Origin of the sequence: Roseibium album, from assembly GCF_965233825.1 — a bacterium.
Taxonomy (GTDB): Bacteria; Pseudomonadota; Alphaproteobacteria; order Rhizobiales; family Stappiaceae; genus Roseibium; species Roseibium album.
In genome coordinates this window covers 2,270,834-2,283,724 of the sequence record NZ_OZ247583.1, presented here as the reverse complement: position 1 = coordinate 2,283,724, position 12,891 = coordinate 2,270,834, and the positions used below count along the sequence as shown (strand labels likewise).

Here is a 12,891-nt window from a genome sequence, read left to right as displayed (position 1 = left end):
GAAATCATGCAGCAAACAGCAACCAGACAGTTCATTACGGCCGTAGCGAGCGTTGGCCGGGACATCCTTGGCGCCGGTCATCCGTTGATTTCCAAAATTGAAGCAGCCGGCACGACTGTCGATGCGGAGACAGTCGACGAGATACAAAAAGCGCTCTCCGCTCTTCCTGAAGAGACGCGCGACACTCTCATGAGCGCCGTTCATAAACACATGCGCGAAGATATTTCGGCAATCTGGGGGCAACTTCCTCACGCCGAGAGCAATGAGCCCAACTAGCGGTACGAAGCTCGCTTGTTGTCTGGCAATTGCTGGCAACTCGCCAGTCGAGACCACTCTCATGACTTTGCCCAAAATTGCCTGTGTTGAAATATTGCGTACATATTCACGCACTCGTAATCCGGCTTCTTCACGGGGCACTTGCTGCTTCAGCAAAAGAACAAATACCGCAAGACACAGACACGAAATTATAATACATACTTCAGGAAAGCAAAAATAATGATCAATATAATAAAATAAAATAAATACTGTAATTTTTCTTTACGCATTTGTTTTTGAACGTAACGAAATTTTACATGTTTGATCGGTTTTGACTTCAGTTTGTCATCGCACGCACGTAATCCAGATGCGTCCAACGCCCAAGTCCGATCTTTGTCTTTTCTCGACGGGATCAGTCTTCGGGACCGCAGATGTAGATTGCCGCTCACAGCCCCGAGACGATACGCGAGACCTGAGACCGAAGAGGCTTCTACCCGTCATCCGATGCAAATGAATGTTGGCCGACTACGACTGATGTTCGTCATCTTTCAATGAAGGTCGAACCACGAACAGGGGACGGGACCAGTCAGACATGGTCCTGGACTGCTACTTCGAAGAATAGTTTTTTTCGAGATCGTCATAGAAGCTCTTGTGAACCGCGTTCTGGCGAATTTCGAAGCTCGCAACCGGTCCGTCTTCATCCATGCGCCCATCGCTTTTCAGAAGGGACAGCGCGTCATGCATACCCTTCAGGGCCCCCTGAAGCGCGACATTGGCGTAGAGCACAAGGGCGTAACCCATTCCATCGAGCTCCGAAAAGTCGATGATCGGTGTCTTGCCGCCGACGACCAGATTGATCAACTGCGGCGTGCCTGCAAGCCGCGCCGGTATCTCCCGAATGTTTTCCAGTTTGTGCGGCGCTTCGATGAACGTGACGTCCGCGCCGTCTTCGATGAAGGCTTCCGCTCTTTCGATGGCAGCGTCAAACCCGTGTACCGCGCACGCATCGGTGCGCGCAACGATCATGAAATTGGGGTCGATACGGGCGTCAGCGGCCGCCTTTATGCGGCTGCGCGCTTCTTCCAGGTCCACAACATCCTTTCCGGAAAAATGGCCGCAGCGTTTCGGATTGACCTGGTCTTCAAGCTGAATTGCGCTTGCGCCTGTCCGTTCGAGCGTACGAACCGTGTGATGGACGTTGAGGGCATTTCCAAAGCCGGTGTCCGCATCGACAACAATGGGCAGCTGGGTCGCGTTTCGGATCGTCGTGGTGTGCTGCGCAATCTCCGGAAGCGAAACGAACCCCAGGTCCGGCATGCCGAGATATGTGTTGGTCAACCCGGCACCTGAAATATAGACTGCCTCGAAGCCCAGCTGGTCAATGACACGTGCCGCCAGCGCATTGGCAGCGCCCGGCATCAGAATGGCGCCGCCCTGATCGAGGCGCATGCGAAACGCCTTGTTGATTTCATGGTTCATCATGGCTGCGTTCTCCGGGATCCTGCAATTGCAATGTGCGTAATACCCGTTCACTGGATTGGCAAGCGGCAGCCAGGAACGTTCTATCAGGCAAAATTGCGTGACTATGTCGTGGTCAGGCCATGAGCAAGTCTCTCCAGCAGCGGGATCGCGCCTGCGCGCGCTTCCTCGTCAAACCGCGTTGCGAGGCCTGATACCGTAAGCGCACCGACAAGTTCACCGGCCGCGCTGAAAACAGGCGTCGATATGGAAGAGATGTTGGGATTCGTTTGCCCGACAGAGCTTGCGGTTCCGTTTTCATTGAAGCTGCTGAAGTCGTCCATGTCTTCTCCGGAGTATCGGCGTAGAACCAAACCGGATGCCCCCGTTGAAAGCCGAAGACGCATACCCTCCTCGACATGAAAGCGCAGCAAATTTGGTGAATTTTCCCTGTACAAACAGACGCGTTCATTGCCTGCTCGCACATAGAAAGACGCTGTCTCACCTGTCGCTTCGGCAAGGATCCTGAGCGCGGGTGCCACATGTTCTCGCTTGGTGAAGTCTCGCCGGAAGATCAGAGCAAGACGCCAGACACTTGGACCGACGCTGAACCTGCCGTCTTCGTCGCGCTGAATGAAACCATAAATGCGCATCGAATTGGTCAACCGCAGGATCGTGCTCTTGTGGAGGCCTGTCTCCTCCGCGAGTTCCGCCAGCGACATAATCGGCTTCTGCGTCGAAAAGGCACTCAGGATCGACATGGCGCGTTCGACGGATTCAGTGCGGTTGGTGGCCATTCTCGTTCTGTCAGATGAAACGCAACAAGGAGCACCTTGCAGCAATGCCGGAACCCTGTCTAGCTTGCCGGTAGTTCAGGAGAGGCTAAGTGACGTTCAAGATCATCCCCAATTCCAAATTTTCGGCAACCGATTATCGCTCGGTCATCGGCTACGGGTATCGCAGCCTGCCGCATTCCCTGCGCCTGCTGGCGGAGAACGCGGCGCGCCATTCCGAAGGCGGTGAAGCGGCGCTGGATGTTCTGGCGCGCGAGGGAGATGCCGTTCCGTTTCGTCCTGCGCGCCTCTTGTTGCACGACATGCTCGGGATTCCGGCCCTGATCGACATAATGGCGATGCGGAACCTTCTGGAAGAACAAGGGCGCGACCCGCTCAGTGTCGATATGAGCCTACCGGTGGACCTCGTGATCGATCATTCCATGTCGATCAACCACTGGGCGGACAGGTTTGCACTTCAAAAGAACATGGATCGCGAATTCGAGGTCAATCGTGAACGGTTCGAATTTCTGAAGGCATGCGAAACCCGGTTCCCGCGCCTGCGCGTCATTCCTCCGGGTGGTGGAATCTGCCATCAGGTCAACCTTGAGTTCCTGGGACAGACTGTTCTGCCATCCCACGAGGATGACAATCTGCTTGTGCCCGACTCCTGCCTCGGGACTGACAGCCATACACCCATGATCAATGCGCTCGGCATCATGGGCTGGGGCGTCGGTGGCCTCGAGGCAGAAGCAGTCCTGTTTGGAGAAACAACGCCTGTCAACGTGCCCCGTGTCATCGGGCTGGAACTTACAGGCGCCCCTTCTGATGAAATCATGGCGACCGACATCGCACTTGTCATTGCGGAGAAACTGCGCGCAGTTGGCGTAGTGGACACATTTGTTGAACTGTTCGGGCCAGGCTATCGCACGTTGAGCGTCGCGGACCGGGCGACGATCGCAAACATGGCTCCCGAATATGGATCAACAATGGTTTTCTGCCCGGTCGACGAGCGGACAATCGGCTATCTTCGCGACACCGGACGCGGCAGGAGTGCGAACCTCACCGAGATCTACAGCAAGGCACAGGATCTGTGGGTCGATGGCTCCGACACGAATGTGCAGTATGATGAGGTCGTCGGTCTTGACCTCGGCCGGATCGGGCGTTCGGTGTCCGGGCCGTCGCGTCCCGAACAGCGGATCGACCTGGCGGATGCCAGCGAGCGGTTGAAACTCAAGGGAGAAACGGAGCGCAGGGTACCGGTTCAGGGCACATCACATGACATCGGCGATGGCGATGTGATCATTGCCGCGATCACCAGCTGCACGAATACCGCCAATCCCCGCAACATGGTGGCCGCCGGCCTGATGGCTCGAAATGCGGTCGCACGGGGCTTGAAGGTCCCACCTCATGTCAAGACGTCTCTCGCTCCCGGATCAAGGGTTGTGGCGAGCTACCTGGAGGAAAGCGGTCTGCAAGGCCCGCTTGACGCGCTCGGCTTTGAAATCGCGGCGTTTTCCTGCTCGACCTGCAACGGCATGTCGGGACCTTTGCATCCTGCACATGAGGCAACGATCAAGACCAATGATGTCAAGGGCATCGCGGTGCTGTCCGGAAACCGGAATTTTGCGGGACGCATTCACCCGCTCGCGTCGCGCAACATGATAGCTTCGCCTCCACTCGTGGTTGCCTATGCATTGACAGGCTCGATCCTGAAGGACATCACCTGCGAACCACTCGGATACGACCATGACGGCGATCCGGCAATGCTGTCGGATTTGTGGCCGTCGGCAGATGAAGTGTCAGAGATTGTCGAAAAATTCGTAACTCCGACAGAATTCAGCAGAAACTATGCCGCAATCAACGATGTAAATGTGCACTGGAATGATCTGGCAGCAGATGCGGGCACTTACGAGTGGGTGCCCTCGAACTACGTGTCGTTCCCACCTTTCGTCCGAAAGATCGACAAGGTCGCCGGACCTGTTGGGCCACTCAAGGGCCTGCGCCCTCTGGTCATCCTGGGGGATAGCGTCACGACCGATCACATTTCTCCTTCGGGCATCATCACGCCGGAGTCGGAGGCCGGCAGGTATCTTCAGCAACAAGGTGTCGAGCCAAGGGATTTCAATTCCTTCGGGACGCGGCGCGGCTGCTCCGACGTTGTCGTCCGCTCCACCTATGCGAACTACAGACTGCGCAACGAGATGACCCCGGACAACGAGGGTTCCTGGACCAGGATCGAGCCGGAGGGTGAGATCACTTCCGTTTTCAAGGCAATTGAGACCTATCTCGACAGGGACCAGAAACTCGTTGTGATTGGCGGCAAGGAATATGGTTGCGGTTCTTCAAGAGATACGGCGGCCAAGGCGCCCTGGCTCGCCGGCGTCCGCGCAGTCATTGTGGAGAGCTTCGAGCGGATCCATCGCTCGAACCTTGTGAACATGGGCATCGCTCCGCTCTGCTTTCCCAAGGGTGTCACGCGCCGGACACTGCGCCTCGACGGAAGTGAGACATACGATATAGATATTGACGAGGATCTGCTGGGAGCCAGGCTGACAGTGCATCGCAAGGACGGCAGCTACGACATGACACCTCTTGACCTTCGCCTTTACAATGATGGCGAGCGGGACACATTCGCTGCCGGCGGCCTGTTGCCGCGCGCATTCCGAAAATTCCTTGCAGGAGCGGCATGATGCAGAAGCGGTTGCGGGCTGCCTTCTATCGCGGAGGAACATCCAAGGCGGTCGTGTTCAACGGCGAGGACCTGCCGGATGACCGTGCGATTTGCGACCGGATTTTCCTTCATGTCTTGGGCAGTCCCGACGCCTACGGCCGCCAGTTGAACGGCATGGGTGGCGGCCTGTCCTCGCTGTCCAAGGTTGTCATCGTCAGGCCTTCGGACCGCGAGGATGCCGATGTCGATTACACCTTTGTCCAGATCGCAGTCGATGAACCGCTGACCGATTACGGATCGGCGTGCGGGAACATGGCCTCCTGCGTCGGGCCTTTTGCCGTCGAAGAAGACATGATCAGCCTGCAGCCTGGACAGACCGAAGCGCTTGTGCGGATCTACGACACCAATACCGACCGGCTCTATCACGCCGGTTTTCCGGTTCTGGATGGCAGACCTGTCGAGCAGGGAGAGGTCCGGATACCCGGCGTTTCGGGCACAGGTGCACCCGTCGTGCTCGACTTTCTTGCGCCAGGCGGTGCGGCGACCGGAAAACTGCTGCCCAGCGACCGGCCGATCGACGACCTGAGGGTGGATGGGTTCGGACCTGTCACGGCGTCGCTGATTGATGCGGCAAACCCTGTTGTCTATGTCCGGGCGACGGATCTGGGACAAACAGCGACAGAGCGTCCCGAAACCCTTGACGGCGATGCCGTTCTCATGGCCCTGCTCGAGAAAATTCGCTGCGCGGGTGCAGTCGCGATGGGGATGGCAGATACCACCGGCGACGTAAAGCGTTCGACCCCCAAGGTCGCCCTCGTCGGTGCCGCGCAAACGTTCACCTCTCTTGACGGCGAAACGCACGGGCCCGAAACCCATGACCTGAATGTACGGCTGGTGTCCATGGGCAACTTTCATCGGGCAATCACACTGACCGGCGGCATGTGTACGGCAGTTGCGTCGCAGATACAGGGCTCACTGCTGCAGGAAGCCTCGAGCGCCGCCGGACCCGACCTGAGAATTGGCACGCCTTCAGGTGTGTTGACCGTGACTGCTGACGTGCGCACCGGTGACCAGGGTCCGGAAGCCGTGACCGCCGGAACCTACCGGACACAGCGGCGGATCATGGAAGGTGCCGTCCTTTATCCTGCCGAGTATCTGGAGGACGCGTCATGAGCAACAGTTTGGCCGGCAATCTGACCGGGTTTTCAACCTGTGACCTGAACGATGCCAATCCCGGCAAGGTCCACTTCGTGCATTTGTCTTTTCGTGACTTCGGAGCGAAGAGGCGATTTGCCGGAAGACTACGAACCGCGGTCATGGTCGAGGACACAAAGCTTGTGCAAGAAACGCTCTTTTCGTCAAAAGGCAATGGCGATGTCATCGTGCTGGACGGAGGAGGTTCACTTCGTACCGCATTGCTGGGTGACAGGATGGCTGAACGACTGATCGCGAACGGTTGGGCGGGCATTGTCGTCAACGGTGCAGTGCGGGACGTCCGCCGCCTCGCCGCTCTGGACCTTGGCGTGAAGGCTCTCGGAACCAGCCCGATACGCTCGGGCAAAACGGGAAGTGGAGCAATCGATGTGCCGGTTGCCTTTGGCGGCGTTCTCTTTGAACCGGGAAAATACATCTACTGCGACGAGGATGGCGTTCTTGTTTCTCAGGAGCCCCTGACCGCCTAGGCGCCCCTAGGGCTGAACCATGGCGTTGAGCCACGCCCGTATGAAGGTTCGCCGTTTCAACTGGTCCAGATACACCAGCAATCCCGGACCAAGCCGTATCGGACGGAAGGCGGCCTCACGTTGCAGGACACCCGGATCAATGGCCGGTAGCCCGGTCAGATCCTCAATCAGGTCGCGGTTGTCTTCCGACACCAGGAAATCGACGAATTGCCCGGCCAGATCGAGATTTCCGGCTGTCTTGGGTATCAGTACGGTGCGCAACATCACGGTCGTGAAATCACTGAACTGAAGAATGCCCAGATCCGTGTTGTCGGCAAGGTGCGCAGCTGCATAGCTTCCAAGAACATTGTAGGCGAGCGCCAATCGCCCCTCGACCACATCACGGATCATCCGGCTGGAACAGCAATAGAGCCGGGCGTCGAGCCGGCCCATTACTTCTGCCATGCGCCAGAGCGACTCGGACTGGCGCGAATCCTGCGTTGCGAACAGATAGCCGGCGCCGCTTTCCCGGATATCATAGGTACCTACCCTGCCCTGGAAACGGTCCGGGTTTTCGCGCAGCAGGGCGATAAGTTCATCGCGATTTGTCGGCTGTGGAAGACCTTCGAACGCAATCTTCGAGTACACAAGGACCGCCGGTTCCTGTGTGAAGGCGTAAAGGCGATCTCGCCACTTCGCCCAATCCGGGAGCGACGCGGTTTCCGTTGAAACATAACGCTCTGCGAACCCGTCATTCACGAGCTTTGTCTGAAGATCCATGGCAGATGAAATTGCAATGTCGAACTCCGCGTCCTCTTCATAAAGAGCTTTCATGAGTTCGCTGCTCGACGCGGTCACATAGTGTACTTCAACAGTAGGATTGCGGGCCTGGAAGGCTTCGACCAACGGCGCAAAAACACTGAGGTCCGCGGTTGACAGAATGTTCAGTGTCGCCGCCGGACGATCGACTTCAAAGAGGCGTTCCTCTTCGGCAACAAAACCGTGGGCGGACGTCATCTGGACCCAGATCCATCCGATCAGGCCGAGGGCAATGTAAGAGACGCGCATGTTCCCCTCCTTTCCGGATTGTCGGTCAACGCAAGTGACCCGCCATGAGCGCTCACGACCTCCTCCACGATTGTCAGCCCCAGCCCCGATCCTATGATATCGCGCACGTTGTCGCCCCTGCCGAAGCGTTCCGTCAAGCGGCTGCGATCACCATCTCCCAGACCCCTGCCCTCATCAAGGACATCGATCCTGACAGTTGAAGCGTCTTCGGATATTTCCACCCTTATCCGGCTGTCCTCCGGCGAGTATTTGACCGCATTGTCCAGAAGATTGCGCAGCGCGTTCTGCAACAGGATCGGGTCGCCCTCGACCGCGCTCGTCGTGTCGGATCCGGAGCAGGTTATCCGGATATCCTTGAGATCCGCCGTCGGGCTGATCGACCGGATCACGTCTTGCGCGAGATCCTTCATGTTCAATTGTTCTTTCTCCAGATTGTCGGAGCGCAGGGCAACCATCGCATGATCGAGCAACTGTCCGGCAGAGCGCGAACTTTCGTCTGCTGCGCGGATCACCTCGCGCAGGATCTGCTTGTTTTCCGGTTTTCGCACGCTGCGCAGGGCAATTTCCGATTGGGTTCTGACGGTCGCCAGCGGGGTACGGACGTGATGGGCGGCTTCAGCTATGAAATCCTCCGTTCGTGCCAGCGAAGCGCTCAGCCTGGCCATGAAGGTGTTGAGTGACTGAAGCAGCGGCACGAGTTCCGTCGGAGCTGATGTCGCCACCGGGCTCAGGTCCTGAGGGCCACGCCGCTCGACAGATTGTGCCAATCGATTGAGCGGACGCATGGCATTGTTGGTGGCAAACCAGCTGAGTGCACCGGACAACAGGAAGAAGCCAATGCCGGCAGCGGCCGCAGCAATGGAGATCTGCAGCGAAACGGCGGCGAGGCCAAGGCGTGTCTGCGCGACGAGTACCGTCAGGATCACGGTCTCGTCCCCGACGGTCAGTCGCCGCGGCAACGCGGCGATCCGCACTTCGTCATCCCGGTAGATTGCCGTTGCAAATACGGGCTTTCCGGTCTCGGCGACGCTGGCTGGTGCCGGCAGATCATCGTACCCGGTGACCGTGAGATCATCGGCGGTAACCCGATAGAAAACGCGTTCCTCCGCGATCGAACCAAGCATGGAAAGTGCCGAATAGGGGACGTCTACCAGAATCTGTCCACGTTCTGCCCTGGCAGCTTCGGAAATCGCCGTTGCCGACGCGATCAGGATATTGTCCTGGGTGGTCTCGGCCGCTTGCTGGGCGAGCACGCGCACAGTGAAATAGAGCGCAAATGACAGGATTGCGGCGACCAGCAGCAGCTGTAGCAAAAGCCTGCGCCTCAGTGACCCTCGTGCGTGTACAACGGTCATGTGGCGGTCATCCGGTAACCGACCCCGCGCACCGTCTCGATTCTGACGCGTCCCCCCTGCAGCTTTTTCCGGACGCGTCCGACATAGACCTCAATCGCATTTTCCGAAACTTCCTCGTCGTAGGAAAACAGCCTGTCGACCAGGTGAGACTTCGAAAAGATCATGTCGGGGGCGGAAACTTCAGAACGCGCCGTCAGCACGATCACGGGTGTGTCGTTGTCGCAGGTCCGGTGCCATTCCAGAAAGTTTCGCCCATCGCCATCCGGCAGCATGATGTCAAGCAGTATGAGTTCGTATCCGGTGCCCGCCAAACAGTCCGCTGCTGTCTCCAGATCCGGCGCGTGGTCAACGACATGCCCATCAAGCCCCAACCGTTCAACGATGGCTGCAGCCAGTTTTTCATTGTCCTCGATCAGCAGGAATCGCATTTATTCGGCCATTTTCCCATTTTTTTTGTGACGTGACAGGTTCGTGTCAGCTTTCCCAATACTTTTGGTGTTTGCAAGGGGCTCGTGAAGCCCCGGCGTGTCCGGGAGGAAAACATGACACTTATAAAGATGACCCGTCGGGTCGTATTGGCGGCGGCTGCCGCATCCCTTTCATTTGCAACGCCATCATTTGCCGAAGAAGCAGTTGACAGCATTCACTTCCTGATTCCGGGTGGTGCTGGCGGCGGCTGGGACGGTACAGCGCGCGGAACGGGCGAAGCCCTGACCAAGGCTGGTCTCGTTGGCTCCGCGTCATACGAGAACATGTCAGGCGGCGGCGGCGGCAAGGCCATCGGGTACCTGATCGAAAACGCAGACAGCAACCATGGCACGCTCATGGTCAATTCGACACCCATCGTGATCCGCTCACTCACGGGTGTGTTTCCGCAAAACTTCCGTGACCTGACACTGGTCGCCGGCACGATTGGCGACTATGCCGCTCTCGTTGTGCCCGCCGACAGTTCGGTCAAGGACGTCAACGGTCTCATCGACGCCTTCAAAGCTGATCCTGCGGGAACCGCGATCGGCGGAGGTTCGGTTCCGGGCGGAATGGACCATCTGGTTGCTGCCATGGTGTTTCAGGCAGCCGGCGCTGATCCGGTCGCTATGAAATATGTCCCCTATGATGGTGGTGGCAAAACGATGGCCGGCTTGCTGTCCGGCGAAGTCCAGGCTGTTTCGACCGGCTTTTCCGAGGCCGTAGAACTGGCAAAGGCCGGTGAAGTCCGCATCATCGGTGTCACGGCGCCGGAGCGCGTCGATGCCTATCCGGATGCCGCGACCATGGTCGAGCAAGGAAACGACACGACATTCGTCAACTGGCGCGGGTTCTTTGCCGCACCCGGTTTGCCGGCAGATAAACTGGCCGCATACCAGGCTGCTATCGCAAAGATGTACGACACCCCTGAATGGGAAGAAGTCCGGGCACGCAACGGCTGGGTGAACATCCACAATCCCGGTGACGACTTCCGCGTGTTCCTGGAAGGTCAGGAACAGACCATCGGCGATCTCATGAAAAAGCTGGGCTTCCTTTGAGCCACGACCGGCAACGCTGACAAGAAAGATACGTTCGGGCTCGCCCGAACGTATCACCCATGAAAACTACGGGGGGAACGATGGCGCTCGATCGCTGGCTGGCATTGGTCATCTTGCTGATCTGCCTGGCCTATGGCTACGCAGCTTACTTCACCATGGACGCGCTTTTACCGCCGATCATGAAACGCAGTCCAATCTGGCCATCAAGCTTTCCGAAAGTCTTGGTTATCGGAGCCATTCTGCTGTCGCTGAGCATCTTGCTGGGCCTGGAAAAATCTCCCGACAAGTCGGACGCGGCGGATATCAACCTGTCGCGTTTGCACGAATACAAGATCGGCCAGGCGGTTCTGCTCCTGGTCCTGATGGTGGCATATGCACTTCTGCTTCGTCCCATCGGTTTTCTTGCGGCGACCTTTCTGTTTCTGAGCGTCGGCAGTTTCATTCTCGGTGAGCGCCGCTTCGGTTTGATGATCCTCGTTGCGGCAATCGCTGCCGGGACGGTCTGGTATCTGGTGGACGTGGTGCTTGGAATATTCCTGAGCCCGTTCCCGATGTTTTTGAGTGGAGGCTGAGATGCTTGAAGGACTTCTGGCAGGCCTTTCGACGGCCTTCACATTTACCAACATCATGATGGTGATCGGAGGCTGCCTGATCGGCACGTTCATCGGCATGCTGCCGGGTCTCGGCCCGATGTCGATCATCGCCATCATGATCCCGGTCGCCATCACGATCGGTGATCCGTCGGCCGCCCTGATCCTGCTGGCCGGAGTTTACTACGGCGCGGTCTTCGGCGGGTCGACTTCGTCCATTCTCATCAATGCGCCCGGCGTCGCCTCGACGGTGGCAACGTCTTTCGACGGATATCCGCTGGCGCGAAAAGGTCAGGCGGGCAAGGCGCTGACCGTGGCTGCGATCGCGTCGTTTTCAGGAGGCACCATCGGTGCCATCCTGCTCATGGTCTTCGCGCCGGCGCTGGCGTCGGTCGCACTGCTGTTTCATTCTTCCGAGTATTTTGCACTGATGGTCGTAGGCTTGTCGGCGATCGCCGCATTTGCCGGGACGGGCCAGGTCAGCAAGGCTCTCCTGATGACATTCCTCGGATTGATGATGGCGACTGTCGGGGAAGGTGTGCTCTTCAACGCGCCACGCTTCACGATGGGGGTCATGGACCTTCAATCCGGTTTTGGTTTCATTACGCTGGCCATGGCGATGTTCGCATTGCCGGAAGCCATCTTCCTCGTGCTTGATCCGGGTCGGTCCAAGACCGGGGATGGCAGCGACAGTGGCAAGATCAAGAATTTGCGGATAACCAGGGAAGAGGCGCGCAAGATTACACCGGTCATCGGGCGCCAGTCGCTCCAGGGGTTCTTCATCGGGGTTCTTCCTGGCGCCGGCGCAACAATCGCCTCGTTTCTGGGTTACGCGGTCGAGCGCAACATCGCATCCAAGGAAGAACAGGAAGAATTCGGAAAAGGCTCCGTCAAGGGCATTGCCGCACCGGAGAGCGCGAACAACGCAGCCTGTACAGGGTCCTTCGTTCCGCTTCTTACCCTGGGTATCCCGGGATCCGGAACAACCGCGATCCTGCTGGGTGCGCTGATTGCGCTAAATGTCAGCCCGGGTCCACGCCTGATGGTGGACGAACCGCAAATCTTCTGGGCGGTCATCATTTCCATGTATCTCGGAAATCTGGTGCTTCTCATCCTGAACCTGCCGCTGATCCCCTATATCGCCAAGGTCCTGGCGGTTCCGCGCAACTACCTGATCCCGTTCATTTTGTTCTTTACGCTGATGGGTGCCTATATCGGACAGAACAACGCGACCGAACTCCTGCTTCTGGTCGGATTCGGGATCTGTGCGACGCTGTTCCGTTTTGCGGACTACCCTCTCGCGCCGCTCCTGATAGGGTTCATTCTCGGCCCGCTGCTGGAGAACAACTTTTCGCGGGCAATGCAGCTTTACGACGGAATTGGTTTCGTCTGGGAACGTCCGATGACACTGGGATTGCTGATACTGGCCGTCATGCTGGTGGTGTTGCCCGGATATCGGGCTCGCCGCGCGCGGCTGCGGGCAGAAGGCGTGGCCGACGGGGATTGAGCCGGACCGAACAAAAGGAAACGCCAG

At 57.9% G+C, this 12,891-nt stretch carries 12 protein-coding genes; 7 read left to right on the top strand and 5 right to left on the bottom strand.

From position 1 onward, the window contains the following. Window positions 1-6 precede the first annotated feature (6 nt). Entirely contained in the window at window positions 7-276 is a 270-nt protein-coding gene (locus tag ACO6TI_RS10595) for a hypothetical protein (RefSeq protein ID WP_144436165.1), read from the top strand. A 585-nt stretch (window positions 277-861) separates the two neighbouring features. Here ACO6TI_RS10595 and ACO6TI_RS10590 read toward each other — a convergent pair. Then, window positions 862-1,737, bottom strand: coding sequence for an isocitrate lyase/PEP mutase family protein (locus ACO6TI_RS10590; RefSeq protein ID WP_422384922.1), 876 nt, complete (start codon window positions 1,735-1,737; stop codon window positions 862-864). A 101-nt stretch (window positions 1,738-1,838) separates the two neighbouring features. Further along, a complete protein-coding gene (locus ACO6TI_RS10585) occupies window positions 1,839-2,510 on the bottom strand; it encodes an IclR family transcriptional regulator (RefSeq protein WP_282045509.1) in 672 nt (223 codons plus the stop codon). An 89-nt stretch (window positions 2,511-2,599) separates the two neighbouring features. Between ACO6TI_RS10585 and acnA the strand changes: the two genes are divergently transcribed. The 3 genes from acnA to rraA are packed head-to-tail and all read left to right on the top strand — an operon-like array spanning window position 2,600 to window position 6,842. Then, window positions 2,600-5,179 (top strand): aconitate hydratase AcnA, encoded by a 2,580-nt coding sequence (gene acnA, locus ACO6TI_RS10580; RefSeq protein ID WP_422384921.1) that lies wholly within the window; start codon window positions 2,600-2,602, stop codon window positions 5,177-5,179. Further along, window positions 5,176-6,333: a 2-methylaconitate cis-trans isomerase PrpF family protein gene (locus ACO6TI_RS10575; RefSeq protein WP_422384920.1), complete on the top strand. Its 1,158-nt coding sequence runs from the start codon at window positions 5,176-5,178 to the stop codon at window positions 6,331-6,333. The genes acnA and ACO6TI_RS10575 overlap by 4 nt, the downstream gene beginning before the upstream one ends. After that, window positions 6,330-6,842 carry a ribonuclease E activity regulator RraA gene (gene rraA, locus ACO6TI_RS10570; RefSeq protein ID WP_422384919.1) on the top strand — a complete coding sequence of 171 codons (513 nt, stop codon included), beginning with the start codon at window positions 6,330-6,332 and terminating at the stop codon, window positions 6,840-6,842. Before ACO6TI_RS10575 ends, rraA begins: the two co-directional genes overlap by 4 nt. Before the next feature lie 6 nt (window positions 6,843-6,848). Here rraA and ACO6TI_RS10565 read toward each other — a convergent pair whose 3' ends face one another. Genes ACO6TI_RS10565 through ACO6TI_RS10555 form a run of 3 tightly spaced genes read right to left on the bottom strand, consistent with a single transcriptional unit; the run spans window position 6,849 to window position 9,672 of the window. Next, entirely contained in the window at window positions 6,849-7,889 is a 1,041-nt protein-coding gene (locus tag ACO6TI_RS10565; RefSeq protein WP_055120208.1) for an ABC transporter substrate-binding protein, read from the bottom strand. Further along, window positions 7,859-9,244 (bottom strand): sensor histidine kinase N-terminal domain-containing protein, encoded by a 1,386-nt coding sequence (locus tag ACO6TI_RS10560; protein ID WP_422384918.1) that lies wholly within the window; start codon window positions 9,242-9,244, stop codon window positions 7,859-7,861. Before ACO6TI_RS10560 ends, ACO6TI_RS10565 begins: the two co-directional genes overlap by 31 nt. Beyond that, window positions 9,241-9,672 carry a response regulator transcription factor gene (locus ACO6TI_RS10555; protein ID WP_422384917.1) on the bottom strand — a complete coding sequence of 144 codons (432 nt, stop codon included), beginning with the start codon at window positions 9,670-9,672 and terminating at the stop codon, window positions 9,241-9,243. Before ACO6TI_RS10555 ends, ACO6TI_RS10560 begins: the two co-directional genes overlap by 4 nt. 114 nt (window positions 9,673-9,786) lie before the next feature. On the opposite strand from ACO6TI_RS10555, the gene ACO6TI_RS10550 reads away from it, so the two are divergent. Genes ACO6TI_RS10550 through ACO6TI_RS10540 form a run of 3 tightly spaced genes read left to right on the top strand, consistent with a single transcriptional unit; the run spans window position 9,787 to window position 12,864 of the window. Then, window positions 9,787-10,767: a tripartite tricarboxylate transporter substrate binding protein gene (locus tag ACO6TI_RS10550; protein ID WP_055120443.1), complete on the top strand. Its 981-nt coding sequence runs from the start codon at window positions 9,787-9,789 to the stop codon at window positions 10,765-10,767. Between the two features lie 59 nt (window positions 10,768-10,826). Next, window positions 10,827-11,339, top strand: a complete 513-nt coding sequence (locus tag ACO6TI_RS10545; RefSeq protein WP_422384916.1) for a tripartite tricarboxylate transporter TctB family protein — start codon at window positions 10,827-10,829, stop codon at window positions 11,337-11,339. Between the two features lies 1 nt (window position 11,340). Beyond that, complete coding sequence (locus ACO6TI_RS10540) at window positions 11,341-12,864, top strand: tripartite tricarboxylate transporter permease (RefSeq protein WP_055120216.1); 1,524 nt, start codon at window positions 11,341-11,343, stop codon at window positions 12,862-12,864. The last annotated feature ends 27 nt before the right edge of the window (window positions 12,865-12,891 follow it).

Excerpts from the sequence above, each read along its gene's own strand:
- ACO6TI_RS10550 (WP_055120443.1), top strand. The coding sequence starts at position 9,787 with ATGACACTTATAAAGATGACCCGTCGGGTCGTATTGGCGGCGGCTGCC.
- ACO6TI_RS10540 (WP_055120216.1), top strand. The coding sequence starts at position 11,341 with ATGCTTGAAGGACTTCTGGCAGGCCTTTCGACGGCCTTCACATTTACC.
- ACO6TI_RS10595 (WP_144436165.1), top strand. The coding sequence starts at position 7 with ATGCAGCAAACAGCAACCAGACAGTTCATTACGGCCGTAGCGAGCGTT.
- rraA (WP_422384919.1), top strand. The coding sequence starts at position 6,330 with ATGAGCAACAGTTTGGCCGGCAATCTGACCGGGTTTTCAACCTGTGAC.
- ACO6TI_RS10590 (WP_422384922.1), bottom strand. The coding sequence starts at position 1,737 with ATGATGAACCATGAAATCAACAAGGCGTTTCGCATGCGCCTCGATCAG.
- ACO6TI_RS10555 (WP_422384917.1), bottom strand. The coding sequence starts at position 9,672 with ATGCGATTCCTGCTGATCGAGGACAATGAAAAACTGGCTGCAGCCATC.
- ACO6TI_RS10585 (WP_282045509.1), bottom strand. The coding sequence starts at position 2,510 with ATGGCCACCAACCGCACTGAATCCGTCGAACGCGCCATGTCGATCCTG.
- ACO6TI_RS10545 (WP_422384916.1), top strand. The coding sequence starts at position 10,827 with ATGAAAACTACGGGGGGAACGATGGCGCTCGATCGCTGGCTGGCATTG.
- ACO6TI_RS10560 (WP_422384918.1), bottom strand. The coding sequence starts at position 9,244 with ATGACCGTTGTACACGCACGAGGGTCACTGAGGCGCAGGCTTTTGCTA.
- ACO6TI_RS10575 (WP_422384920.1), top strand. The coding sequence starts at position 5,176 with ATGATGCAGAAGCGGTTGCGGGCTGCCTTCTATCGCGGAGGAACATCC.
- ACO6TI_RS10565 (WP_055120208.1), bottom strand. The coding sequence starts at position 7,889 with ATGCGCGTCTCTTACATTGCCCTCGGCCTGATCGGATGGATCTGGGTC.